23 protein-coding genes are annotated in these 25845 nt (G+C 65.6%); 13 read left to right on the top strand and 10 right to left on the bottom strand.

What is annotated here, in order from left to right; translation table 11 throughout:
* Positions 1-15: 15 nt before the first annotated feature.
* The 6 genes from CHB65_RS07825 to CHB65_RS07850 all read right to left on the bottom strand — a co-directional run bounded on the left by CHB65_RS07825 (position 16) and on the right by CHB65_RS07850 (position 10188).
* On the bottom strand, positions 16-2322 hold the full coding sequence (locus CHB65_RS07825; RefSeq protein WP_089384502.1) for a heavy metal translocating P-type ATPase: 2307 nt from the start codon (positions 2320-2322) through the stop codon (positions 16-18).
* 278 nt (positions 2323-2600) lie between these two features.
* Entirely contained in the window at positions 2601-2897 is a 297-nt protein-coding gene (locus CHB65_RS07830) for a hypothetical protein (protein WP_143420378.1), read from the bottom strand.
* 166 nt (positions 2898-3063) lie between these two features.
* Complete coding sequence (locus tag CHB65_RS07835; protein ID WP_245809930.1) at positions 3064-3765, bottom strand: DUF7343 domain-containing protein; 702 nt, start codon at positions 3763-3765, stop codon at positions 3064-3066.
* A 72-nt stretch (positions 3766-3837) separates the two neighbouring features.
* Positions 3838-7026 (bottom strand): FAD-binding and (Fe-S)-binding domain-containing protein, encoded by a 3189-nt coding sequence (locus tag CHB65_RS07840; protein WP_089384504.1) that lies wholly within the window; start codon positions 7024-7026, stop codon positions 3838-3840.
* A gap of 98 nt (positions 7027-7124) precedes the next feature.
* Positions 7125-8912, bottom strand: a complete 1788-nt coding sequence (locus CHB65_RS07845) for an L-lactate permease (RefSeq protein ID WP_089384505.1) — start codon at positions 8910-8912, stop codon at positions 7125-7127.
* A gap of 277 nt (positions 8913-9189) precedes the next feature.
* Positions 9190-10188, bottom strand: a complete 999-nt coding sequence (locus CHB65_RS07850; protein ID WP_089384506.1) for a radical SAM protein — start codon at positions 10186-10188, stop codon at positions 9190-9192.
* 117 nt (positions 10189-10305) lie between these two features.
* Here CHB65_RS07850 and CHB65_RS07855 point away from each other — a divergent pair, with 117 nt between their 5' ends.
* A complete protein-coding gene (locus CHB65_RS07855; RefSeq protein WP_089384507.1) occupies positions 10306-11424 on the top strand; it encodes a DUF373 family protein in 1119 nt (372 codons plus the stop codon).
* Positions 11425-11463: 39 nt separating this feature from the next.
* Here CHB65_RS07855 and CHB65_RS07860 read toward each other — a convergent pair whose 3' ends face one another.
* Together CHB65_RS07860 and CHB65_RS07865 are read right to left on the bottom strand one after the other, a co-directional pair.
* Entirely contained in the window at positions 11464-12513 is a 1050-nt protein-coding gene (locus CHB65_RS07860) for a DUF7139 domain-containing protein (RefSeq protein ID WP_089384508.1), read from the bottom strand.
* Between the two features lie 136 nt (positions 12514-12649).
* A complete protein-coding gene (locus CHB65_RS07865; RefSeq protein ID WP_089384509.1) occupies positions 12650-13258 on the bottom strand; it encodes a hypothetical protein in 609 nt (202 codons plus the stop codon).
* Between the two features lie 158 nt (positions 13259-13416).
* Here CHB65_RS07865 and CHB65_RS07870 point away from each other — a divergent pair, with 158 nt between their 5' ends.
* Complete coding sequence (locus tag CHB65_RS07870) at positions 13417-13707, top strand: DUF5789 family protein (RefSeq protein ID WP_089384547.1); 291 nt, start codon at positions 13417-13419, stop codon at positions 13705-13707.
* A 57-nt stretch (positions 13708-13764) separates the two neighbouring features.
* Positions 13765-14214, top strand: a complete 450-nt coding sequence (locus CHB65_RS07875) for a DUF302 domain-containing protein (RefSeq protein WP_089384510.1) — start codon at positions 13765-13767, stop codon at positions 14212-14214.
* Between the two features lie 71 nt (positions 14215-14285).
* On the opposite strand, the gene CHB65_RS07880 is transcribed toward CHB65_RS07875, so the two are convergent.
* Both CHB65_RS07880 and gatB read right to left on the bottom strand, forming a co-directional pair.
* Complete coding sequence (locus CHB65_RS07880) at positions 14286-14933, bottom strand: DUF7095 family protein (protein WP_089384511.1); 648 nt, start codon at positions 14931-14933, stop codon at positions 14286-14288.
* A 15-nt stretch (positions 14934-14948) separates the two neighbouring features.
* The gene (gene gatB / locus CHB65_RS07885; RefSeq protein ID WP_089384512.1) at positions 14949-16436 is read right to left on the bottom strand and encodes an Asp-tRNA(Asn)/Glu-tRNA(Gln) amidotransferase subunit GatB; all 1488 of its coding nucleotides are present in this window, start codon (positions 16434-16436) and stop codon (positions 14949-14951) included.
* Positions 16437-16769: 333 nt separating this feature from the next.
* Here gatB and CHB65_RS07890 point away from each other — a divergent pair, with 333 nt between their 5' ends.
* The 10 genes from CHB65_RS07890 to CHB65_RS07935 all read left to right on the top strand — a co-directional run bounded on the left by CHB65_RS07890 (position 16770) and on the right by CHB65_RS07935 (position 25813).
* A complete protein-coding gene (locus CHB65_RS07890; RefSeq protein ID WP_179213613.1) occupies positions 16770-17825 on the top strand; it encodes a Bug family tripartite tricarboxylate transporter substrate binding protein in 1056 nt (351 codons plus the stop codon).
* Between the two features lie 209 nt (positions 17826-18034).
* Complete coding sequence (locus CHB65_RS07895; protein ID WP_179213614.1) at positions 18035-19024, top strand: hypothetical protein; 990 nt, start codon at positions 18035-18037, stop codon at positions 19022-19024.
* Entirely contained in the window at positions 19021-20535 is a 1515-nt protein-coding gene (locus tag CHB65_RS07900; RefSeq protein WP_089384513.1) for a tripartite tricarboxylate transporter permease, read from the top strand. The genes CHB65_RS07895 and CHB65_RS07900 overlap by 4 nt, the downstream gene beginning before the upstream one ends.
* A gap of 88 nt (positions 20536-20623) precedes the next feature.
* Positions 20624-21328, top strand: coding sequence for a phosphoribosyltransferase (locus CHB65_RS07905; RefSeq protein WP_089384514.1), 705 nt, complete (start codon positions 20624-20626; stop codon positions 21326-21328).
* A 10-nt stretch (positions 21329-21338) separates the two neighbouring features.
* Positions 21339-21977 carry an HD domain-containing protein gene (locus CHB65_RS07910; RefSeq protein ID WP_089384515.1) on the top strand — a complete coding sequence of 213 codons (639 nt, stop codon included), beginning with the start codon at positions 21339-21341 and terminating at the stop codon, positions 21975-21977.
* An 83-nt stretch (positions 21978-22060) separates the two neighbouring features.
* Positions 22061-22231: a hypothetical protein gene (locus tag CHB65_RS17395; protein WP_179213615.1), complete on the top strand. Its 171-nt coding sequence runs from the start codon at positions 22061-22063 to the stop codon at positions 22229-22231.
* The gene (locus CHB65_RS07920) at positions 22231-23226 is read left to right on the top strand and encodes a YeiH family protein (protein WP_089384517.1); all 996 of its coding nucleotides are present in this window, start codon (positions 22231-22233) and stop codon (positions 23224-23226) included. The genes CHB65_RS17395 and CHB65_RS07920 overlap by 1 nt, the downstream gene beginning before the upstream one ends.
* A 70-nt stretch (positions 23227-23296) precedes the next feature.
* On the top strand, positions 23297-24358 hold the full coding sequence (locus CHB65_RS07925; protein WP_089384518.1) for an ABC transporter ATP-binding protein: 1062 nt from the start codon (positions 23297-23299) through the stop codon (positions 24356-24358).
* On the top strand, positions 24355-25110 hold the full coding sequence (locus CHB65_RS07930) for an ABC transporter permease (protein WP_089384519.1): 756 nt from the start codon (positions 24355-24357) through the stop codon (positions 25108-25110). The genes CHB65_RS07925 and CHB65_RS07930 overlap by 4 nt, the downstream gene beginning before the upstream one ends.
* A 55-nt stretch (positions 25111-25165) precedes the next feature.
* The gene (locus CHB65_RS07935; RefSeq protein ID WP_089384520.1) at positions 25166-25813 is read left to right on the top strand and encodes a bifunctional 4-hydroxy-2-oxoglutarate aldolase/2-dehydro-3-deoxy-phosphogluconate aldolase; all 648 of its coding nucleotides are present in this window, start codon (positions 25166-25168) and stop codon (positions 25811-25813) included.
* The last annotated feature ends 32 nt before the right edge of the window (positions 25814-25845 follow it).

Below are 25845 nucleotides of genomic sequence, written 5' to 3' on the forward strand. Positions count from 1 at the left end.
AAGGAGACGGTCGCCTCAGAGGTCGATCCGACCGAGCCGCGCCGAGTTGGTGATCACGGAGAGGCTGGAGGTGAACATCGCGATCACCGCGATAACCGGGTGGAGCAGCCCGAAGAACGCGATGGGGATCGCGACCGTATTGTAGATGAACGCCCAGAAGAGGTTCTGTTTGATCTTCGTGAAGATCCGCTCGGAGAGCGTGAACGCGTCGACGAGCGCCCCGAGGGATCCGCGGACGAGGCTCACGTCGCTCGACTGAATGGCGATATCGGTGCCGGTTCCGATGGCGATCCCGATGTTCGCCTGCTTGAGCGCGGGCGCGTCGTTGATCCCATCGCCGACCATGGCGACGTTGTGTCCCTCCGCTTGGAGCTCACGGACCTTCTCGATCTTGTCCTCGGGGAGGACGCCGGCCATGACGCGGTCGGGATCGATGTTCACCTGCTCGGCGATGGCCCGAGCGGTTCGCTCGTTGTCGCCCGTGATCATCCACGTTTCGAGCCCGCGGTCGTGCAGGTCCTGAATCGCCTGCGTGGAGTCGTCCTTGATCGTGTCGGCGGTGGCGACGAGCCCGATGACCTCGTCGTCGACGCCCACGAGGACGGTCGTCTTCCCCTGTCCTTCGAGCGCATCGAGTTCCGATTCGAGCGCGAGCGGAATGCCGGCCTCCTCGAGGAACGTCGTGTTGCCGACGAAGACGCGCTCGCCGTCGATCGTCGCCGAAATCCCCTTCCCCGGAATGCTTTCGAACTCCCGTGGCTCGGAGAGGTCGATCCCCTGCTCGTTCGCGTAGTCGATGATCGCCTGGCCGATCGGGTGTTCGCTGCCGCGCTCGGCCGAGGCGGCGAGCCGGATCACTCGGCGCTCGCGGTCGCTCAGACCGTCCGCGTCCTGCTGCGGCTCGACGAGGGCTCCGCCGTCCGGGCTCGCCCCGCGCCCGACGGGGACGACGTCCGTCACGGAGTGGTTGCCCTCGGTGATCGTCCCCGTTTTATCCAGGACGACGACATCGAGGTCCTTCATCGTCTGGATCGCCTCGCCATCACGGAAGAGCACGCCGTTCTCGGCGGCCTTTCCGGTTCCCGCCATCAGCGCGGTCGGCGTCGCGAGCCCGAGCGCACACGGACAGGAGATGACCAGGACGGCGACCGCCGCGAAGATCCCCAGCGTAAGCGGATCGAGCCCGAGGTCGACCCATGGAAGATATGGCGCGGCGATCGACGCGACCGATGCCATGGCGCCCGGAGCCGCGATCCAGACCACGAACGATAAGACTGCGAGGCCGATCACCGTGGGGACGAAGTAGTTGGTCACCCGGTCGGTGAGCGCTTGGATCGGCACCTTCGTGCCCTGTGCTTCCTCGACCAGTTCGACGACCTGCGAGAGGAACGTGTCCTCGCCGACCTTCTCTGCGCGTACCTTCAGCATGCCGGCCTGATTGACGGTCGCGCCGATGACCTCGTCGTCCACCTCTTTCGTGACCGGGTTCGACTCGCCGGTCACCATCGACTCGTCGACGTTGCTGCGTCCCTCGACGACGACGCCGTCGACGGGCACCTTCTCGCCGGGGCGGACGACCATCACGTCGCCGACTTCGACCTCGTCGACCGGGACCTCCACCTCCTCGCCGTCGCGTTCGACCACCGCCGTCTCCGCCTGCATCGACATCAGTCCCTCGATGGCGGCGCTCGCGCGGCCCTTCGCGCGGTGTTCGAGATACGTCCCCACCTTGTGTGAGGCCATGATCATCGCCCCGACGCCCGCGTAGTTCTCGATCGGGTAGGCGAACACCATCACGCCCGTCACCCAGGCGACGACGGTCCCGATGGCGATCAGCGAGTCCATGTTGAACGTCCCGTTTTTGATCCCTCGGATCGCGGACGCGTGCGTCCGTCGACCGTAGTAGAAGACGACGGGGGTCGCGAAGACGAGCATGAGGACGTCGATCTGAAAGCCCGTGAGTCCCTCAAGCGGCGTCCACATGAACAGCATGAGCCCGACGATGGGTGCCGTGACGATCCACGACCGAACCGCGAGCTGTTTTAGCTCCGCCAGTTCCGCTTCCTCTTCCAGCTCCTGTTCCCCCTCAAGGAGGTCCTCGCGGACGCCGTAGCCGGCCCCCTCGACCGCGTCGACGAGGTCCTCGGTTGCGAGGTCCGGATCGTGACGGACGTCCGCCCGCTCCGTTGCGAAGTTTACCGAGACGTCCGTGACGCCGTCGACTTCGGCGAGACTCTCTTCGATGGTCGATGCACAGGTCGCACAGGACATCCCCGAGAGGGAGAGGTCGGTTCGGTCGGGTTCGAAATCTGAATCCGTCATGATGAGTCACCTTATATACTACTACGGATGCCCCTTTGATGCGGTTTTTCACTTATAATACCAAAAATATACTGTAAAATACTTACGAATCAAAACCACAGTTGGTGATCGTTGGGTTCAATAGAGGCACACAAGGCCGATAATACGGCCAGTAGCGCGTCGATATTGTGAGAAAAGCGGCTGTGAACGTCTTGAGCGTCTATCTATGTGATTTCGATTCGAAGGCTCAGCTACCTCTCCGCCGAATATTCAAAAGAGGTACGCAAACGGTAGTCGGTTCAGCAGTAGCCGCCGCGTTCGCCGTCGGCGTGGTGCCGCGTCTCGTTGCCGACGTCATGCTGCATGTGTGCGCCCCGCTCGCCATCAGCGTGATGAGCGCCCCGCTCGCCATCAGCGTGGTGGGTCCCGGGGGCCCCATCGCCGTGACCCATCCACTCACCCATGTCCTCAGACCACGCGGGCATCTCGACACCATCGGTTGCGTTCTCATCCGCAGCGCTCACGACGCTCGCAGCGCCCGCCAGCGCAACGAGGACGACGACACCGACCGCGACGAGTAGGATTCTCTGTTGCATTGTCATCCCTCAAGTGAGCGTACGGTCGGGGATGATTTGGAGTATTGGGCGTGAACACACCGCTTGAAAGGACGTTATAACGTTTATAACCGTCTCTAAACGTTTTTTGTTACACAGATCGTTTCTCCGGCCCGTCTGCTGGTCTGCCGGCGAGCGGTGACGCCAACTACTCGTCCGCGAGCTCCCCTGCAGGGTAGATCCGATACGTCCGTCCCTGCCGCTCACGCGACACGAGTCCGCGTTTTTCGAGTTCGGAGACCGTCTGGCTCACTTTGGCTTTCGAGAAGTCGGCCCGATCACGCAACTCGATCTGGGTTATCCCCGGCGACTCGACGATCGGGGTGAGGATCCGCCGCTCGTCCTCCGGAAGGAGCTGGAGGAGCGCATCCACGTCGCGGTTGCTTTCGGTGTCGCCGTCGGTTTCGGTGTCGCCGTCGGTTTCGGTGTCGCCGTCGGTTTCGACATCGCCGTCGGTTTCGGTGTCGCCGTCGGTTTCGGTGTCGCCGTCGGTTTCGACGTCGCCGTCGGTTTCCGTATCGTGGTCGGTGGCTCCCTCGACCGTTTCGTGTCCGGTTGGGGGCACCCCGGCTTCCGAATCGGATCGGGCGGGCTGCCCGCTCGGCGTTCCACCGCGACCGTCCCCGGTGTCGAGCAGTTCGTCGCGCACGAGCAGGTAGAGCCCGACGAGTATCCCCGCGACGACGACGGTTCCAAGGAGGTTCCAGATCGGGCTGATCCCGTGCATCCCCGAGCCGTGTCTCATCCCCTCGGTCGTCGCTTGATACGCCTGCAGGGTGGTGATGGCTCCGGCTCCGAGGATGAGTAGGGCGATCAGCCCGACGACGTAATCCAGCGGTGAACGGGTCACGGGAAACTCACTTACGAGGCCGCTCACCGGGGAGATGGATACGTGTCCCGGTTTTCCCCGTACGCTCCCCGCTCATCGACCACCGTCCGCTCCTTCGACCGCGCTGGCCAGTTTCTGGATCGGATGATCGGGCGTCCCGTACTGTTTCTCGTACTCCTTGAGCTGTGATCGGCAGGAGGTGCCGGGGGCGACGACCTCGGGCGCGGGTGACGCCTCGACGGCATCGAAGAGCAACTCGCCGATCGCCATGCTCATCGAGTAGTGCTCCGCTTCGTAGCCGAACGAGCCAGCCATCCCACAACAGGAGGTGTCGAGCACGTCGACCTCGAAGCCGGCCCGCCGAAGCACGGCGACGGCGTGATGGTCACGACTCGCCGCGGTCTGGTGGCAGTGGCCGTGATACGCGAGATGGGCCGCACCCGACGCCCCGCCGGCGCTCCCGGCCTCCAACCCGGCGTCCAGCTGGAAGACGTCGAGGTACTCCATCACGCTATAGCTGTTCGCGGCGACCTGCTCGACGTCGGGGCCGGTGAGCAGGTCGAGGTAGTCGACCTGATACATCACCGAGTCGCTCGGCTCAACGCTCACCACGTCGAAGCCCTCCTCGATCCGCGGCGCGAGCGCCGCGACGTTCTCCTCGGCGATCGCCCGCGACCGATCGACCAAGCTCTTCGAGTGGGCGGGACGGCCGCTGTCGCCGACGTCCTCCGGGATCTCGACGTAGACGCCCGCGGCTTCAAGAACCTGCACGGCGGCCTTGCCGATCTCCGGCGTCGTGTAGTTGGTGTACGGGTCCGCGAGCAGCAGCGCCTTCCGCTCGGCCTCCTCCTCGCTCACGGCGGGCGTACGCGATCGATCCCATTTCCGGAGCGTTTCGCGCTTGAACTTCGGGAGGTCGCGTTCCCGGGCGATCCCGAGGAGCTTCTCCGTCGCGACCCCGCTTCCAGGTAGCTTGCCGGCCCAGTTCGAAACCGGGGCGAACGTGCTCCCGAGTTTATAAAGCGACTCCGCGTTCGCAAAGAGCTTGTCGCGGAACGGGACCCCTTCGCGCTGGTGATACTCGTGTTTGACCTCCGTTTTGAGCTTCGCGAGGTCGACACCGCTCGGACAGTCCCGCTTGCAGCCTTTACACCCGATACAGAGGTCGAGCACCTCGTGGATGAACTCGTCCTCGAAGACGTCCTCGGGGAGGTCGCCGCTCATCGACCGCCGGAGCATGTTCGCCCGGCCGCGTGTCGAGGTGATCTCCTCGTGTTCGGTCGCTCGGTAGGTCGGACACATCACGCCGCCGGTCGTGTCCTGATGGCCCTCACAGCCCGCACAGCCGTGACAGAGTTCGACCATTCCCTGGAAGCCGTTCTCGTTGTCCCAGTTGAGCGCCGGTTCGAAGTCCGCCTCGAAGGCGTAGTTCCGATCGTATCGGAGGTTTTCGGTGGGATCGAAATCGCCACAGACGTTCCCCGGATTCAACAGCCCCTGCGGGTCGAAGGCGGCTTTGAGATCTTGGAACGACGCCCAGAGCTCGTCGCCGTAGAGCTTGCGGTTCCACGTCGTCCGCGCACGGCCGTCCCCATGTTCGCCCGAGACGCTCCCGCCGTACTCGATGACGAGGTCGGTGATACCCTCCGAGATGGCGAGCATCGTCTCCACGCCGTCCTCGGCTTTGAGGTTCAAAAGCGGCCGAATGTGTAACACGCCGGGACCGGCGTGGGCATAGTACGACGCGAACGTGTCGTGTTCGTCGAAGAGCGCCTGGATGTCCGCGACGTACTCCGGGAGGTTCTCGGCCGGCACGGCCGTATCCTCGACGAACGGCCAGTGTTTGTCGTCGCCGGTCCGCGAGAGCAGGATCGGCAACCCGGCCTTCCGCATCTTCCAGAACTTCGCCTGTCGGTCCGGGTCGTAGGCCTCCAGCGCGTCGACGGCGTTGCGCGCTGCGCCCGCCGCGGCCAGCTCCTCGCCGCGCTCGCTCGGTTCGAACTCCGCGTCATAGTCGGGGAGCCGGTCGGCTAACAGGTCCGCGACCTGCTGTTTGCCGTGATCGACCGAGTCGGCGTAGAACTCGACCAACAGCGTCGAGTCGGTCCCCTCCGGGAGGATGTCAACGACGCTCGCGAACTCCGCCGTGTCACGGGCGAGATCCAACATGATGTCGTCCATCACCTCGACGGCGGCGGGGTCGTGTTCGAGGATGGGCGCGACGTCGCGCATCGCGTCGATCACGGTGTCGTAGGTCAGGAGCACGACGCTCGTCTCCTCGGGGACGGGTTCGATCGAGACGGTCGCCTCCGTGACGATCCCGAGGGATCCCTCGCTGCCGGCGAACAGCCGGCCGACGTTGACCTCCCCGCGCTCCTCGACGTCCTCAAGCAGCTTATCGAAGTTGTACCCGGAGACGTTGCGCATGAGGTCCGGGTACTTCTCCTCGATGAGGTCGGCCTTGTTCCGCAAGACGTCGGAGACGACGCGATAGGCCTGTGCCTCGATGCCGTCATCGTCGGTGACCGCCTCGGCGCGCTCGTGCAGTTCCTCGATGGGCATCCAGTCGAACGTCGTCACGGTGCCGTCCGCGAGGACGACCTCGACGGATTCGAGGTAGCCGTCCGCCTTCTCGTATTTCAACGAGTGTGCGCCGGTCGTGTTGTTCCCGATACAGCCGCCGAGGACGCTTTTATCTCCCCACGCCGGGTCCGGTGCATATTTCAAGCCGTGCTCGGCGAGCCGGTCGTTCAGCCGGGCGAGCGTGATCCCCGGCTGGGCGGTGACCGTCCGTGCCTCGGGGTCGACGTCGATCACCGAGTTGAGCCGCTTTTTAAAGTCGAGCACGACCGCCTCGTTCACCGTCTGGCCCGCGAGGCTCGTGCCGCCCCCGCGGGGTAACACGGGGATCTCCCGCTCGGCGCAGTATTTCATCACCGCCTGTACGTCGGCGGTCGATTCGGGCACGACGACGCCGATCGGCAGCTGGTGATACGCGCTGGCGTCGGTCGCGAAGAGGTTCCGCGTGTAGCTGTCGAAGCGGACCTCACCGTCGATGAGCGATGAGAGGTCCGAAACGAGTTCGGGATCCTCGATATCGTCGCTCCGATAGTCGTAGTTCGCCCGCGGATCGTCGGCCGGATCGGTCGTGTCGGCCGGATCGGTCGTGTCAGCCGGATCGGTCGTGTCGGCCGGATCGGTCGTGTCAGCCGGATCGGTCGTGTCGGCCGGGTCGGTCGCGTCGGCTGTGTCGGTCGTGTTCGATGAAGCTGGTTTGCTCATGTGCGGATCGGTGGGTGTCGTGAGGTGGTGTGTCAGGCAGTCGATGCGGCGGTCCGGTCGGCGATACGGAAATGTGCTGATCGATTGGTGGGTCCCGATTAAAACACCGTCGGGAACACCACATAGACCGCGAGGGTGGTGATGATCCCGCCGCCAAGCAGGTAGTAGGCCAGCGGGATGAGGTTGAGCCGGATCACCCGACCAACCGCCCCGACCAACCCGACGGTCGCCAACGCGGCGATCACGTTGTGGATCGCGATGATGTTCCCGATGGACGCGCCGATCGACTGGCTGGCGACGAGGACGGTCGTCGGCATATCGAGCGCGAGCGCGACCTCGAACTGGAAGGCGGCGAACGTGATGTTGCTCACCGTGATCGAGCCGGCGACGAACGCGCCGACCATCCCGACGACGGGCGCGACCATCGGGTAGGCCGGCCCGAACGTCGCCGCCGTCCCGTCGGCGAGGACGACGATCATGCTGACGTCGATGGGACCAGTTCCGTGCGCGTTCGTGTTGAGCATGACCTCGACCATCGCGATCACGAAGAAGAGCACGATGGCGGGGGCGATGATCTTCTCACCGGCCTCCTTCCAGGCGCCGACGACCTCCTGTCCGTTCATGCCGAAGATCGGGACGGCGATGAGCGCGCTCACCAGCAGCCACGTACCGGGGACGTATGCCCAGCTGATCCCGCCGACCAGCCCGGTTCCGAAGACGTCCCAGCTGATCGCGAGGAACGGCTCCTGCTGGAGGAACTCCTGAACCGGTTCGATGACCCGCGTCGCGATCAAAAGCACCGTCAGCACAAGGTATGGTGACCACGCGCGCAGGAGGCCCATCGAGGGGGTCGAATCGATGGCCCCCGTGTCGATCTGGGTGTCGGCGTCCTCGACGTCGACCGCCTCGTCAGCGGCGACATCAGCGTCCTCCGCGTTCTCCGTCTCGACATCCTCCGCATCCGCGTTCTCTCCGCCGGGTTCGATGGTACCGACCCAGTGGTCCGGCCACTCCTCACGCGGCGGGAACTCCCACTCGTCCTTCGGCTCCAGGTAGCCGGCACGGAGCAGCCCAACGACGACGACACCGCCGACCATCGGTGCGAACAGCGAGGGGAGCTCGGGGCCGACGAGATACGCCGTCGCCATGTAGGGGATCGCGAAGGCGACCCCGGAGACGATCGCGAGGGGGATGACGCTTTTTACCGGCGCGAGGGTCCGCTCCTCGCCGAAGAAGTAGACGACCATCGCGACGGCGACGAGCGGCATCAGGATACCGAGAATGCCGTTGAACAGGGCGGCGAACGCGCCTGCCTCAGCTGCGTACTGCGGTACGGTTTGGCCCGTTCCCTCGACGATCTCCTGTTCAACCGCGCCGAGCGGCTGCTGGAACCCGACGATCACCGGCGTTCCCACCGCGCCGAAGACGGTCGCGATGGCGTGGCCGATGAGCGCGGCGATCACCGCCGCCAGCGCGGGGAAGCCGAGCGCGAGCAACAGGGGCGCGACGACCGCCGCGGGCGTCCCGAATCCAGCGACACCCTCCAGAAACGTCGCCAAGAAGAACGCGAGGAGGATAATCTGCACGCGTCGATCGTCGCTGATCGTCGCGAAGCCGGTGTTGATCCGGTCGACGGCCCCGGAGCGCATCAGGGTATATAACAGAACGAGCGCGCCGAAGACGATCCAGAGGATCTCGATGGCGGCCATCACGCCAGTGAGGCTGGCGGCCGCGACGAACTCAAGCGGCATCTCCCAGAAGGCGAACGCGATGATCGCGGCGGCGGCCCACGCGATCGGCATGACCCGGGTGGCCGACCACAGCGCCCCGACGAGGAGAACGGCGACGATCAGCAGCGGTGTCAGTGCGAGAAGCGTTTCAAACATCCGCGCCTCCGCGGGCGTTCGAGCCCGGGTTACAGTACGACATCCGAGTATCTTTATTTATCCTCATAATTGGCACTCTACTATCTTGTATGTTATATGTTATGGTTTCTGTAATTGTTGCTCGAAATATATCGTATATGATCGTGTAAAAACACACGACGCGGACGGCATCGGGACGCTGAGTCCGTGATCTCTCAGAAAATCGTGAACTCCATTCAAGTGACCGGCGGTGTAACAGTCCGTGATCCAAGCACCCAGCGGCGTAACCGCGCGTGACTCACGCGACCGGGGTGCGTTCGACCACGGTGCCGTTCACCGTCGGGTACTGTTCGACGATCTCACCCGTATCGAGGTCGCCCGCTTCGACCATTTCCTCTAACAGCCACCAGGCGACCTCGACGTGGTTGGTCTTGACCGTGTAGAACTCCTCGGGAACGCCGAGCGCCTCGAACCGCTCGGGCGGGGCGTACGTCTTCCCGTAGACGAGCGTGCCGTCGTCTGTCACCTCGTCGAACTCCCGACGGACCCGGCGGGCCATCCGTTTCAGGCGGTTTCGGTGCTGGGCCGCGTCTTTAAATACGGAGGTACAGAAGTAGACCTTCTCGTGGGAGGCCATCTCCTCCAAGATGGCGGCATCCTTCGAGCCCTCGACGGCGGACATGTGTCCCTCCTGCAGCTCGTATCCCGCCTCCTGCATCCGCCGATAGTTCCCGTCGCTCATCTCGAACTCGTTGATGTTACAGAACTCGGCGGCTCCCTCGTCGAGGAACTCCAGAAACTCCGGCTCCGCACGAATGCCCGGAATCTCGAAAGCCGGCGTGAGTCCCTCCTCACGGGCGATATAGAGGATATCCTCCCACTCGGTGCCGTGCATCTCGCCCCACAGTTCGAGTGGCGGGTGAAAGCGGATCTCATCGAGACCCGCCTCCGCCAGTTGGCGCATGTTCTCACGCCCGCCCGTGATCCCGGTGTAGAGGTGGGTGTGGTGCTCCTCGCCGAACTCCTCTTTTAACAGCCGGAGGTAGCGGGTCGTCTTCGCCATCGCCTCTTGCGGCTCACCGCCGGTGATCGACGTGCCGAGCGCCTCCATCCGCTTGGCCTCGGCGATCACGTCCTCGTCACGTTCGACCTTCCGTTCGTTGGCGTAGACGTCCGTGACGTTTTTTCGGTTCTCTCCGAGGGGGCAATAAAAACAGTCCCGCTGATCACAGTAGCCGTAGACGAAAAGCACCATCTTCCCGCCCATCGCACACTGCTCACAGCCCTTGGAGATCATCTATCCTCCCATACCGACTCAGTCACCAAAAAGCGTGCGAACCCCGTTCGTGAACCGCCCATGCCGGATCCCATGCGGGCCGAAAGCATATGCCGACCGCTCACGTACCCCTGCCCGATGCTGTTGGTCCTCTGTGTCGACCTCGACGACGACCTCGGCCGCAAGACCGGCGTCAAAACGCCGGTGATCGGCCGGGAGGCCGTTCGCGACGCGGCGGTCGCGCTCGCCACCGTCGATCCGGAGGATTCCGACACCAACGTCCTGTTCCAGGGGATCCACACCCATGACGAGCTCCAAACCGCGGGCGAGGCGGTGGAGGTGGCAGCTGTCACGGGCGTCGATGGCTCGGACGTGCAGGCGAACCGGGCGGTCGGCGAGGAGGTCGATCGCGTCCTCGCGGAGCTCGCCACCGGTGAGGAGGTCTCGGCGATCGTCATCACCGACGGCGCACAGGACGAGTCGGTCCTCCCCGTGATCCGTTCACGAATGCCGATCGACGGGGTCAGACGGGTCGTCGTCCGGCAGGCACAGGACCTCGAATCGCTCTATTACACGATCAAGCAGGTCCTCGCCGATCGCGAGACACGGGGAACGATCCTCGTTCCGCTCGGCATCCTCCTGCTCATCTATCCCCTCGTCGTCGTCGCGAACCTCTTCGATCTGGCCGGTGCGGCGGTTCTCGGGGTCATCTCCGGGCTCGTCGGACTCTACTCGCTGTTCCGCGGGCTCGGGCTTGAGGAGTCGGTCGATCGGGCTGCCGACGCCGCCCGGAACCTGCTGTATGCCGGTCGGGTGACGCTCATCACGTACGTCGTCGCGCTCGCGCTGATCGTGGTCGGTGGCGTGCAGGGGCTCGAGACGCTCGAGGGGGTCCAAACCGTCGAGGGTGACGCGATTCCCGTCGGCACCGCCATCGCGGCGTTCGTCCACGGATTCGTCCAGTGGCTCGCGGTCGCCGGTGTTACCTCCAGCCTCGGCCAGATCACCGACGAGTACCTCGCCGGCCGGTTCCGCTGGCGGTACCTCAACGCGCCGTTTTACGTGGTCGCCATCGCCGTCGTGTTGTATGCGGTCTCGGGCTTCTTCCTGCCGGAAGCGCCCGGCGTGACCGCGCTCGGGCTCAACGACCTTGCGCTGGCGCTCGCGGTCGGGACGCTCATCGGCGTGTTGAGCACGCTCACCTTCGCGGTCGCGGAGTCACAGGTTCCCTCGATCGATCCGACCGAGCCGAGTTAGAACCGACCGCATCGAATACAACCGGCCGACGCGGTTCCCTCACCGGGGAACCCACTGATCGCAGGCCTCCATGTCGTCCATCAACTCGTCGTAGTGGCCACAGTACGGGCGCATCCCGTCGTCCGTCTGGACGTAATCGAAGCGGGCGCAGTTTCCACAGTACGCGTCGCCGGGTCCGTCGCGCGGGGCCGCGGCCGATCGGTCGCGCCCTTTCGACTGACGGCCTGCGGCATCTGCGGCCGGACCACCGGACGGGGCGGGGCCGGGGGGTGAAGCCGGGCCGTCCGGTGAAGCCGGGCCGGTCGGGCTGGCCGGTTCAGCCGATGACGTGGTCGTTCCGTGATCGTCCATCGGCGAGGTGATCGTCGTGGTCGACTCCCCGCCGTCGCTCACGCCCGTGGTGGGTCCGCCCGGGGAGCGATCCTTCCGGCGTGAGATCGTGCGGTCGGCGGTCGTCGTCGACGTGCCGGTATCGGGCCGGTTCGTCTGCGTCTCGACCTCGCCGTCCGGCGTGCCCCCGAGGAAGCCGACCCCGCCAAGACCGTTGAGCCCGTCCAGTTGGTCGCGTTCGACCTCGATCACCTTCGTCTCGCCTTTGTGCGTGACCTCCATCGTGACGGTCCCTCCGGGGTCGTTCCGCGTTTTGAAGTTCGCGATGCCGACGAAGAGACACCACAGCGTGGTCGCCGCGCCGAGCAGGTAGACCCCTGCGGTCGGGAGCGTGAGGTCCGTCAGCTCGGGGTTTGGGCCACCGACCCACTGCTGTGGGTACGCGTGTGCGAAGAGCGCCACGCCCAGCGCCATGATCGCGGCGCCGATCAGGGCCGCGACACGGGTGTTTCTGTCGGCCGGCAACACGATCATGATGCCGAGCATAACGATCGGCACGCCGAGGCCCCCGAGGATGCCGCCGTATCGACGCGCGGCACCGGAGGTAAATCGGCCGCTGAAGAGTACCTCGGCGGCCGTGAGTAGGCCGATAACGAGGAGGAGGGTCCCACCGACGAACAGCCCCACGCCGATGGAGAGGCGGCGCGGGTTCACCTCGGAACGTCCCCCACCCCCATACGTCTCGGAGAGACTGGTCATACGCGGTCTTCGTAGGCATCCCTCAAAACACTATGTCAGACGATTCGGCAACCAGCGCCCGATCGACGGTGTCCATCTCGACCGCGCTTGAATCGACATCACCCAACACCCAACCGGGATCGACCACCGATGACGCTCACGACCGACCCTTCGCCAACAACCGGTCGGCCAACGCCCCGAGCGATTCGAACGCGACGTTGACGTAGAGGCCAACGAGGAACGAGAGCCCCGCGATCAGGCGGCCGTCCGTGGTCGCATCCCCCGAGATGAGTACATTCGCGAGGAGAAACACGCCGGCGGCGAGGACCCACGCGGCCGGGACCCGGAGCGCCATGGCCACGAGCTGATCCACGGTCGCCCACGTCCCGAGGTCGCCGATCTTCGTGATCAGCTTCGTGAACGCGTACCCGAGTGCCCCCATCGTCGAATAGAGATACACCGCCGGCGGGATCGACGGGTCGATCGCCGGCAGCGGTCCGTACCCGGTCGAAAGGATCACTGTCGCCGCCGCAAGGGCGACGAACACGGCGATGAACCCTCGGTTCTCCGTGGACCACTGATACCCCGCGACGTGGGGACCCGATCCTTCCTCGGCGCGGTCCGTTTCGGACGACCCATCCGTCCCCGCACCGTCCTTTTCTGGCCCGTCCGCCGGCTGTTTGCCGTGTCCGTTGCCATCGCTCGCCTCCACGGATCGCCCCGACGTTCCCTCCCGCCGTGCGTGTCGTGTCTCGGACGTCGTCATCGCTCGTCTCCACCGCTCGGATCCACCTCCCCGAGTTGTGTGGCTGACATTTTCACGCATGCTATTAAGTGATCCGTGAGCGCATGGGCGGGGAGTGACGCCTATCGATCTCCCCGCGGACCGAAAGCGGTATGACCGCCGGACCGGAATCGGGGCGCATGAGCGACACCGAAGAGGAGTCCGAGGAGACGGAGCCGGCCGTCGCGCTCGGCGACGGGCCCGACGTCGAGGGCGAGCCGATCGCGCGGGTCGCCTCACGGCTCACCTGGCCGGTACGGAACAGCGACGCGGTCGCCCAGGAGGGCGACGCCACGATCCGAACGCCGGAGGGTCCCCGTGAGCTCGCATCGGTGCTTGAGGAGTCCGACGTCCCGCTGTTTCAGAGCCGCGGCGAATTCGTCGAGGCCGTCGAGGCAGTCGTCGGGACCGGCCCCGTCGCCGTCGAGTAGCCTCCGAACCGGCCGACTGCCCGCACCCTTTTGAGTACGTGGGACCGAACGGGGAGTATGACGCTCCCGTTCGACCCGGCCACGCTCGACCCCGAGGACTTCGGCGAGAAGCGCGCGACGCTCGCGATGGACCACGAGGACGCGATCGAGCATGTCCGAGCGGCCTGTACCGAGGAGGGGTTCGGCGTTCCCGTCGAGTTCTCCCCGAGCGAACTGTTGAACGAGAAGGTCGACGCCGATCGCGACCCCTACTACGTTCTCGGCGCCTGCAATCCCGCGATGGCCGACCGCGCCCTCGATGCGACGGACGGTCGGATCGGGTCATTGTTCCCCTGTAACATGGTTATCCAGCAGGTCGAACCGGGACGGCAGGTCGTCCATCACGTCTCGATCATGAAGCTCGCGCGCTTGCTCGACTTCCCGGACGACGAGGCGGCGCTCGATGCCGTGATCGAGGACACGGGTGAGATGGTCGAGACGGTCTTCGATCGGTTGGAGGCTGTGTAAGGGACGCAGACACCTTGCTTTCACCCTCGTGGTGATCCCTCACGCCCGGATTTGACTGTTCTGTGGCTCCTTCAGATCATGTCGCCCCGGACGGACGATCCCTCCTGCTCCGTTCGCTCGGCCGCGAGCACCTCGGCGATCTCCGCGGCGTGCTCGTCGTCGACGCCCAGCATTCCGAGGGCGGCCTCAAGGGTCGGCATCGCGAACGAGGCCGCTCGCAGCCGATCGAGCGCCTCGTCGTCGCGTTGCCCGTCGACCCACAGACAGACGCCACGCGGATCGAGCACCTCGTCGTACGCCTCACGCGCGAGCGCGCCCTTGAGCCGTTGGGTAACGTTGTCGTCGAAGCTCGCGTTACAGACCTCCAGATGGATCGGATCGTCCGTCTCGCCCAGCAACTCGGCCGCGAGACAGCGCTCCGGCGCGGCGTAGCCGTTGTCGCTCGCTCGGACACGGTCCGGATGACCCCGTGCCCAGTCCGCGCGAACGGTCGTTCCCACCCCTTTGATCCCGTACTCCGCCTCGAACTCGTGGGCTGTGTCCGGGTCGCCGCGCATCAACACGTCCTTCGTCACGTAGACGTCGAGCCGGCTGATCGGATCGAGGCCCAGCGCGACGTCGCCGAACGCCCACACCTCGCGGACCGGAACGGGCATCCGGGAGTTCTCCACGCGGTCGACGATCGCTTCGAGGCGGTCGACGGCGACATCACGATCCATACGATTCGACCCCACTCACCCGTCGAGGCGTTCACGCAACAGCCCGTTCACCTGTCCGGGGTCGGCGCTCCCGCCCGTGGCGGCCATCACCTGTCCGACGAGGAAGTTGATCGCGCCGTCGTCGCCGTCGTGGTAGTCCGCGACCGCCTCGGGGTTCTCGTCGATGGCCGCGTCGACGGCGGCCTCGACCTCCCCGGAGTCGGCCTTGCCGAGCCCCTCGCGTTCGATGATCGTCTCGGGGTCGTCGCCGTCATCGAGCATCCCGCGGAGGACGATCTCCTCGGCGTTTTTCACCGTCACCTCCTCGGCGTCGACGAGTTCGATCAGCCGGGTGAACTCGTCGAGCCGGCCCTCGACGTCGGTGATGTCCATCTCGCGGTAGTTGAGCTCGCCGAGCAGGTTGTCGGCGACCCACGTCGCCGCGAGTTCGGGGTCGAAAGCCGTCGCGACGTCCTCGAAGAAGTCGGCGACCGCCTTCCGTGAGGTGAGCTTGGATGCCGCCTCCCGATCCAATCCGTACTCCTCACGGAAGCGCTTGCGACGGGCGTCGGGGAGCTCGGGGATCGGAATCGACTCCTTCCAGTCGGCGACCTCGAGGGCGGGGAGATCGGCCTCTCGGAAGTACCGGTAGTCCTTCTCCTCCTCCTTCGAACGCATCGAGACGGTGACGCCGCGGCCCTCGTCCCAGTGACGGGTCTCCTGGGGGATCTCCCGTCCCCGTCGCAGGAGGTTCCGCTGGCGGGTGACCTCGTAGGCGAGCGCCCGCTCGGCTCCCTTGTGACTGGAGATGTTCTTCACCTCCGCACGGTTCGCCTCGGCGAGGACCGAATCCGGGACCGATCCGTCCTCGGCCATCTCCTCGGCCGGAACGAGCGAGACGTTGGCGTCGACGCGCAGGCTCCCGTCACGGCTTGCGTCGAAGACGCCGAGATAGGTGAGCACCTCCTCGAGCTTCGCGAGGAACGCCCGCGTCTCCTTCGGCGAGCGGAAGTCCGGCTCCGTCACGATCTCCATGAGCGGCGTCCCCGCCCGGTTGTAGTTCACGAGCGTGTGTGTCGCCGACTCGATCGACCCGCCGGCGTGCTGGAGGCTGCCCGGGTCCTCCTCCAAGTGGGCGCGGGTGATCCGGATCGTTCGTCGCTCGCCTTCGACGCTGACGTCGAGTTCGCCGCCGGCACAGATCGGCGCGTCGTACTGGGTGAGCTGGAAGTTCTTCGGCAGGTCGGGGTAGTAGTAGTTCTTCCGGTGGAAGGTGGTCGTCTCCGGGATGTCGGCGTCGATCGCCTTCCCGATCTTCACGGCGGCCTCGACGGCCGCCTCGTTGAGGACGGGAAGCGCTCCCGGGAGTCCGAGACACGTCGGACACGTGCGCGTGTTGGGCTCTTCGTCCTCGGCGGGCTCCGTCGAACAGCCACAGAAGACCTTCGTGTCGGTTTCGAGCTGGACGTGCACCTCCAGCCCGATCACCACCGCGGTCTCCTCCGCTGCGGCCTGTGTACTCATTGGAGGGTCGTTTCGTGCCGGGCCTCTAAACGATTGCGAGGCGACACCCGCGCCAGCGAATGAGTAAACCGCCGGGGACCCGGGCTGGAAGCTTCATGGACCGATCACGATCGCACAACGTCCAGCACGGACGGAAAAATATAATGAATGTTCACGTACCGGCAGGAATCACAGTAAAATTTGTGATTTACTTCCAGTATCATAGCGTATATGTCCGCGGATACCAAACGCATGCCCACATCCTGACGGTTTTGGCTATGGGTTTTAGCCAATGGGACGACATGCAGTTAGATGTATAAACTTATATCCCCCGATGTCTTGGTGTCGCTTAGCATGGAGAGACGAAACTTCCTGCGTACGACCGGAGCACTGGGTACGGGTGGCCTCATCGCCCTCGCTGGCTGTGCCGATGACGCCGAGGACGATGCGGACCCCGATGCGTTCCCCACCGACGACCTCACGTGGATGATCCCGTGGGGAGAGGGTGGCGGAACCGACACCTACGCGCGGCAGCTCCAGGGCACATTCGAGGAGGAGATCGGCGCGTCGGTCACCATCGACAACCGTGAGGGCGCCGGGAGCATGGTCGGTACGGAGTGGCTCACGACCCGCGACGCCGACGGTTACACGCTCGGGACGGTAAACAGCGCGGGTGCCCACTTCACCTGGCGCGCCGCCGAGATCGACGACTGGCACATCGAGGAGGACCTCGAACCGGTCGCGTATTCGGGCGTCTTCGGCTACACGATCATCGTCAACAACGACGTCGCCGACGAGCACGGTATCGACGACTTCGCCTCGCTGCGTGACGCCTATCAGGACGAAGACATCGAGACGTTCGGGTATCAGGGTGCCGGGAGCGACTCGCACCTGCTGATGCTGCTGCTTCGTGACGGGTACGACATGGCGTACAACAACGGCGTTCCGTACGACGGCGGTGGCCCAACGATGGAGGCGGTCATCAGCGGTGAGGTTTCCGCCGGGTTCGCGACGAACACGTCCGCGGTCAACGCCGAGGAGTCCGGCGAGGCGACCGCCATCGTCAACACGATGGACATCGACCTCAGCGACACGTGGCCCGACATCGACCGGATCGACAACTACGGTGACAGCCTCGGCTGGCTCTCGGAGTTTACACTGACCCAACACGTTCCCGTCGGCACGCCGACCGAAGTGAAAGAGCAACTTTCGGCGGCCATCGAGGTGGCCGCCAACTCCGACTCGGTCCAGGAGTGGTCCGAGGACACCGGCAACATCGTCCAGTACGGCGACATGGAGGAGGCCGAGGATCTGTGGTTCGGCATCGTCGACGAGATGGAAGAGCAGGTTGAGGCCGCCATCGATGGTGGCTTCGACGGCTTCCTCGCGCTGGCCGAGGAAGAGGGCTGATCCAGCGAGCCGACAGTCGCAGTTATTTATCCACCACATGATGGACCTGTCGATGGTACCGAGACACGTGAGGAGGGTGCTCAGTCATGTGAGCGACCGCTTGTTGTGCCGATGGGCGCGGCTCGTTTCCGGCGTCGATCGACAGGTATGGCGTACTCCGGTACCGCTCGACGGCCGAATAAGGCGATCACTATGATAGACTAACGACGATGGGACAGGATGAATCGACAACGGCCGACGAACTCATAGCCGGCGTGCGGTCCGTACAGCGCGTGCTCGGGGACGCGATCGAACCGGTGCTTCGTGAGCGTCCAACCATGGAGCACGTTCTCCTCGTGCTGTTTCTGGTCACGGGAGCCTACATGTACCTCGCGGCAAGGGAGTTCCCCGCGGTCGTCGCGGAGTTCCCGCAGCTCATGGCCGGCGCCACGGTGCTGCTCTCGTTTCTGATCCTCGCTCGAAACTACCTGAACGTCGTGGCACCACTGTTAACCGCTGGAATCGGTGCATACGCGGTGTACACCGGCGGCATGTCCTTCCTTGATGGCGATGGCGGACTGATTCGCGTGGTCTTCGGAATCGTCCTTCTGGTGGTTACGATCGGCTATCGCCAGCAACTCGTCAAGGGGGCGGAATCGTTCATCGCCGAGCCGATGCAGGTGCTCGGGAAAGAGGACATCCTCGATGAGGATCTAGAGGAGGGAGTCGAGAAGAATCGAGCCGAGGCGACGGGTGAGTCCCAGGAGATCGAAGAAGCGGAGGACACTGAGGGAGCGGACACCGAAGAGGAGCCGGACTCCGGCGCGATGTACGTCTATGAGATCGACGACCCGAAGGGGCCGGTCGTGACCGGGGTCCTGTGTGTCGCATACATGCTCGTTACCTTCGCCATCGGTATGCTCTATGCGACCCCGCTTTTCGTCATCGCGTGGGCGCTCTGGGTCAAGATGGAGTTCCCGAAGGCGGCGGCGCTGACGGGCGTCGGCATGCTCTGTTCGTACCTGTTTTATGACCTCATCCAGTCGGACATCGCTGAAGGATGGCTCACCGGATGGGAGCCAGCACCGCCGGACGTACTCTATGCCATGTACATCAATCCGCTGGTGCAGCCGATACTCCAGCTCATTGATCGATACATCATCTTCCCGATCCTCGATCTGATCGGTACCGTCGTGCCGCTCGGGGTGATCCCGCTATGACCGTCGCGACGTTCATTGGCGCGATTCTCGCGCTATTGACGCTCGAAACGATGTTCTGGCTGCTTGCCGGGGTGCTCGTCGGGATCATCGTCGGCGGCCTGCCGGGACTCGGTCCGCCGCTCGGCATGGCGATCATCCTGCCGTTGACGATCCCGCTGAACGCCGCCGACGCGATCATCCTGCTCGTCGGCGTGTACAGCGGATCGATGTACGGCGGATCCATCGCCGCGATCCTCATCAACACGCCCGGGGTGTCGTCGTCAGCGGCGACGATGTTCGACGGCTATCCCATGTCGAAACAGGGGAAGGCAGCGACCGCGTTGTCCATCTCCGCGACCGCCTCCGCGTTCGCGGGGCTGTTCACCATCGCGGCGCTCATCCTGTTCTCGCCGGTGTTGATCCAGATGGTGCTCGCGGTGGGGACCCCGGAACGGTTCCTCGTCGCGCTGCTCGGCCTCTCGATGATCACGGTGATCACCCGCGGATCGTTCGCCAAGGGACTGTTGGCGGGCGCCGCCGGCCTCCTCGTGACGACGGTCGGCTCCGCCCAACCGATCGCGATCGATCGGCGCTACGCGGAATCGTTGCTGTTGTACGACGGGATCGATTTCGTTGCGGTGCTCATCGGGCTGTTCGCGATCGCGGAGATGATGAAACTCGCCGGGCAGGAGGGCGGAATCGCCGAAGGGGACGTCGTCATCGATCGGGCCGGCATCAAAGACGGGATCGTCGAGACGGTCAGGCGACCGGTGACGGTGTTTAAATCCGGGATGATCGGCATGATCGTCGGTGCGATCCCGGGTGCTGGCGCGACGGTCTCGAACTTCGTCGCGTACTCCGAGGCCGTCCGTGCCTCGCCCGATCCCGACACCTTCGGGTCCGGGAACCCGGTCGGGGTCGTCGCCAGCGAGGCGTCGAACAACGGGACGGTCGCCGGCTCCCTCGTTCCGGCGATCTCTTTCGGGATCCCGGGCAGTTCCTCGACGGCGGTGCTGATCGGCGGCTTGCTCATGCACGGCCTGCAACCGGGGCCGAGCATGTTCCAGGTCGAGGGCGAACTCGGGTTGACCTACACGATGCTGCTCGCGCTGCTCGTGGGCAACGTCGTCATCCTGATCTTCGGGCTCTCGGCGGTCACCCGCCTCGGCTATCTCACGAAGATCGACACGGACTACATCATTCCGATCGTGATCGTCTTATCCTTCCTCGGGACCTACGCGCTCCGGATCAACCCGATCGACATCGTGACGATCATCGTCTTCGGTATCATCGGGTTCTACATGGTGCGGTACAACTACTCGGTGATCGCGTTCGTGCTCGGGGTCGTGTTAGGCGATATCGCCGAGAGCAACCTCTACACCGCGCTCCAGATCTCCGGCGGCACCTACGACATCTTCTACAACCCGTTCGCCTACGGTCGGCCGCTCTCGTTCGTGTTGACCGTGACGATCCTCCTGCTGCTGTTCGGCCCGCTGGTGAAGGGCCAACTCAACCGGCTCCGCGGGGAGTGATCCCGGGGACGCTCCTCGGGCCCACCCGGAGGCCGTTCGGTTCACACGGATCCGACTTCTTATGTCGCCGGACGCTGCATGAGCGACCATGAGCGACCTCCCGGACGACTTCGACTGTACCATCACCAACTGGGAGTATATCTACGGCCTCTGTCGAAGCGTCGCCGACGAGGTGAAACGGGCGGAGTTCGAACCCGACGTCGTCGTCGCGCTCGCACGCGGCGGCTGGTTCGCGGGTCGCTGTCTCTGTGATTTCCTCGGGCTCGACGACCTCACGAGCCTCAAAATGGAACATTACGTGGGGACGGGGATCAAAGCCGAGGAACCACAGGTGCGCTACCCGATGCCGGAGGGCAGCGTGAAGGGGAAAAACGTCCTCATCATCGACGACATCGCGGACACCGGCGGATCGATAAAGCGCGCACATGAGTACGTCGAGGAACGCGATGCCGCCGCGATCCGTACCGCGACCCTCCAGCTGCTCCAGACCTCCGAGTTCGAGCCCGATTTCGTCGGCGAACGGTTGGAGGAGTGGACGTGGGTCGTCTACCCGTGGAACTTCATCGAGGACATGATCGACCTGACCGTGGGCGCGATGGAGCGGGCCGACGGGGAGACGTTCGGCCGCGAGGCCGTCCGTCACTATCTCGATGAGTTCCACGATATCGACCGGATCGCGATGGAGATCGCCCAACCCGGCCGGCTCGATGAGGTGCTCGCGGAGATGGAACGGCGCGACGTGATCGCCCCCGTCGAGACCGACGGACGCGACGCGTGGCGGCTCGTGGAGTAGTCGGGCGCGAATGGACGGAGTTGACCCCGAGCGGACGGCGGACCTCGATGCCGCAGTGGACGCCCTCTGTGATGCGTACGCGTTAAAAGACGAAGCGCGGACCGGCTGGACGCTTCGTGGCGTCGACGACCCGGAGTCGGTCGCCGCCCACACGTGGGGGGTCGCCTATCTCGTGTTGGCGCTCGGGGAACGTTTTCGCGGGGAGCTTCCGGGGGTAGACCTGGATCGTGCGCTTCGGCTTGCGGTGGTCCACGACGTCGCCGAGGCAGAAACCGGCGATATCGCGACGCGAGCGGACCCCTCGGCCGAGCGGGTGGATCCGACGGTGAAAGCCGACGCGGAGCGCCGGGCGATGGAGGGCCTCACCGGGGCGCTTCCGGCCGCCGTCCGTGCGGCGTGGAACGACTACGAGGCGCGGGAGTCGCCGGAGGCGGTCCTGGTGAAGGAGTGTGACCTGCTCGACGTCTGCGTCCAAGCCGTGATCTACGAACGGGACGACCGATATGACCCGGAGGCCGGCGATCCGAACGCGTTTCGTGAGTACGAGGCGCTCGATGAGTTCTTTGCGACGACGGAATCGCGGCTGCAAACCGGGACCGGACGGGAGATATTCGAGCGCCTCCGTCGGCGGTACGATGCGATCCGGTGAGCGTCGTCCGCCACCCCGCGGCGAAAGCGGGCACGTACTCCGGAAGCGACACGGGTAAACCTCCGGCCCGAGGAGCCGTCGTCATGGGCTCGGACACATCGGAGGGACCGGCTGCTCGCGACCCGTCCGGTCCGTCGACTGAGACCCCCGGCGTGACGCTCGCCGATCGCTGGATGGCGCTCGATCGCGGGTGGCAGGCGCTCTGTCTCGGGTTGGCGATCGTCGCCGTCCACCTCCTCTGGCAGGCGATCTGATGGATTCGTTGGGCGTCCTCGAACGGCACGCCCCGGGTCTGGCGCTGCTTGCCGGCGGCGCGCTTCTCGCGCATCTTCTCGCGGGGCCCGTCGATGGACTCCAGCCGCTCGTCGTCGCCGTCGCAGTCGGATTCGTCTTCGGGAACCTCGTCGGGATCCCTGCCGTGGTCGCTCCCGGTGTTGGCAGCCACAAGCTCTTTTTGGAGACGGGGATCGTCCTCCTCGGCGCGGCGGTCGTCATCGAGGAGTTTCTCGTGGCGGGACCGACCGTGCTCGCGCTCGTCGTCGGCGCGGTCGCCGGCGGCGTGCTGCTCGCGGAGGGGATCGCCCGGCTCCTCTTTCGGCTGGACGGCGAGACGCCCTCGTTGCTCGCGGCGGGTGCGAGCATCTGTGGCGTGTCGGCGGTCGTCGCCGTCGGCCGCGTCCTCGATGCACGGGGGACGGCGCTCACCTTCGCGGCGGCGACGATCCTGATCTTCGATGCGATCACGCTCGTCGCCTTCCCGCTCGCCGGCGAGTGGCTCGACCTCTCGGCGCGACAGTTCGGCGTCTGGGCCGGCGTCAGCATGTTCTCGACCGGACCGGTCGCGGCCGCCGGGTTCGCCCACTCCGCCGAGGCGGGTCAGTGGGCGACGGTGACGAAGCTCGCACGAAACTCGCTGCTCGGCGGCGTCGCCATCGCCTACTCGGTCGCCTATGCGGCGCGGTCGGCGACGGAGCCGAGCGTCCGGCGGCTCTGGAGCGAGTTCCCGAAGTTTCTGCTCGGCTTCCTGCTCGTGGCGGCGATCGCCAACGCGGGAGTCCTCTCGGCGGCGGCGATCGACTCCATTGGGACCGTCTCGGACGTCCTGTTCACGCTCGCGTTCGTCGGCCTTGGGCTCTCGATCCGGGTCCGCGAGATGCGCCGCGTCGGGGCCGCACCCGTTGGGGTCGTCCTCGTGCATCTGCTTATCGTGAGCGCCGTCATGCTCGCGCTGATCCGGCTGTTGTTGTGAGGGGTTGCGGTCGATCGTTGGTGTGGCCATGAAAAGCAACCCTTAGGCGCGGGGCCGGCCGAGTACTGATATGAACGGGACGACGACCCCGGGTACTCGGCGGGGCGCGGACGCCCCCGCCATCGTCGCCGAGGGCGTCCGGCGGGTCTACGGCGACGTCGTCGCGCTCGACGGGGTTGACCTGTCGGTCGACGCCGGCGAGGTGTTCGGGCTCATCGGGCCGAACGGGGCCGGTAAGACGACGCTCGTCCGGGCGCTCACGGGGACGACGACGTTCGAGGGCGGGGTCAAGGTCTTCGGGGAGTCGCCCGAGGCGGTCGACCCCGCCCGGATCGGTCTGTTGCCCCAGTCGTTCGACCCGCCGGCGCGGCTCACCGCCCGCGAACTGATCGACTACTACGGCGGGCTCTACGACGGGGCCCGTCCAACCGACGACGTGCTTCAGGACGTGGGGCTCGCGGATGCGGCAGACGCGTGGTATGAGACGCTTTCGGGCGGGCAGAAGCGTCGGACGTGTGTCGCGGCGACGCTCGTCAACGATCCGGACCTGCTGTTTCTCGACGAGCCCACGACGGGGATCGACCCGGCCGGGAGGCGGGCGCTGCATCGGCTCATCGAACGGCTCGCCGAGCGGGGTCGGACGGTCTTTCTCACGAGCCACGCGATGGACGAGGTGGAACGGCTCGCGGACCGGGTGGCGCTGCTTCGGGGCGGCTCCATCGTCGCCGTCGGCACCCCCGAGGAGCTGATCGCCGAACACGGCGGCGAGCCGCGGATCGAGGTCGACCTCGACTCGCCCGCGGACGATACGTTGCTCTCGGCGGTCGCCGCGGCGGCCCGGGACCGAGGACTCGTCGTGGAGACCTCCTCGACTGCTGGGGTCCTCCAGCTGTCGGGGGTTCAAGCGGCGTCGATCGGCGATGCGGTCGCGGCGCTCGAGGCGGCGGGCGTCGAGTTCGAGTCGCTCTCGTGGATGGAGCCGTCGCTCGAGGACGTCTATCTCCGGCTCACCGGCGAGGAGTATTCACCCCGGCGCGGCGGGCACGACGGGGTTTCAGCGCGGACCGACGGATCGGCCACATCGGCCGTGACCGCCGGTCGAGCGCGTGGAGCGGGGGTGACCGACGAGTGAGCCGGACGGGCCGGATCGCGTCGGAGGCCGTCGCGTCCGGGCGTTCGTTCCTTCGGCGACGGACGGCGGTGTTTTTCACCTTCTTCTTCCCGGTGATCCTCGTCGTCATCTTCGGGGCGTTGGTTCGGACACAGCCGACCGGCGGCGGCCTCTTCGCGGAGCCGGCGGGCTACTACCTGCCCGGCTACCTCGCAGTCGTCGTCCTCTTTACGCCGCTGTCACGGGTCGGGTCGGAGATCGCCCGCCATCGCGACGGGGGTCGCTTCGAGAAACTCGCGACGACCCCGCTTACCCGCGCCGAGTGGCTCCTCGCGCATACGCTCGTCAACGTGGCGATCATCGGTGCGGCGAGCCTGCTCATCTTCGGGCTGGTCATCGCGATCACCGACGCGACGCTCATCGTCTCGCCCGCGCTCGCCGTGCTCCCCGTCTTCGTCGCGATCGGCGTCGCGCTCTTTTGTGGGTTCGGGGCGATCCTCGGCGCGCTCGCGGACACCCAGGACGGCGTGATCGCCGCGAGCAACACGGTCGCGCTTCCCCTGCTTTTCCTCTCGGAGACGTTCGTCCCCCCGGAACTGCTTCCCGAGTGGTTCCTCCCCGCGGTCGCGGCGTCGCCGCTCACCTACTTCGCGCGCGGCGTCCGGTCGATCACCTACGACGGCGGGGCGTGGGCTGGCGATCTGGCGATCCTCTCGGCGCTCGCGGTCGGGTTCCTCGTCGTCGGCGCGTACGCGATCCCGCGGACGGATTGAGCAGCACCAGCGACACCCACCCACTTTTAAGTGTTCACTCGGCCCTGAATGAGGTATGACAGACACCTTCGATCGGATCGTCGATGCCGGCGTCGTCGCGGTGTTACGCGGCGTCGAGGCCGACCAGCTCATCGGGATCGCCGACGCGTTACGGGCGGGCGGCGTGACCGCCATCGAGGTCACGGCGGACACCCCCGGCGTCACCGACCTCATCGCCGACGTGGCGGGCTCCTTTTCGACCGGCGAGACGGTCATCGGCGCGGGGACGGTCCTCGATTCCGAGACTGCCCGCGCGACGCTCATGGCCGGCGCGGAGTTCGTCATCTCGCCGAGCCTCCACCCGGACGTCATCGAGACGTGTAACCGCTACGGCGCGGTGAGCATGCCGGGGATCATGACCCCAACGGAGGCGGTTCGGGCGTACGAGGCCGGCGCCGACTGCGTGAAGGTGTTCCCCGCGAGCACGCTCGGCCCCGGTCACATCGGCTCGATGCAGGGGCCGCTCGGACAGATCCCGATGATGGCCACGGGTGGGGTCTCACCGGAGAACGCCGGCGAGTTCATCGAAGCGGGCGCGATCGCCGTCGGCGCCGGCGGCGCGCTCGTCGATTACGACGCGGCCGCCCGCGGCGACTACGACGCGATCACCGAGACCGCCCGCGAGTTCTGCGAGGTCATCGAGGCGGCACGCAGCACGGACTGAGCGGTTGTGGAACTGGGGGCGAGCGGTCGTGG

This window comes from Halorubrum vacuolatum (assembly GCF_900188065.1).
In the GTDB taxonomy this organism is placed as follows: Archaea; Halobacteriota; Halobacteria; order Halobacteriales; family Haloferacaceae; genus Halorubrum; species Halorubrum vacuolatum.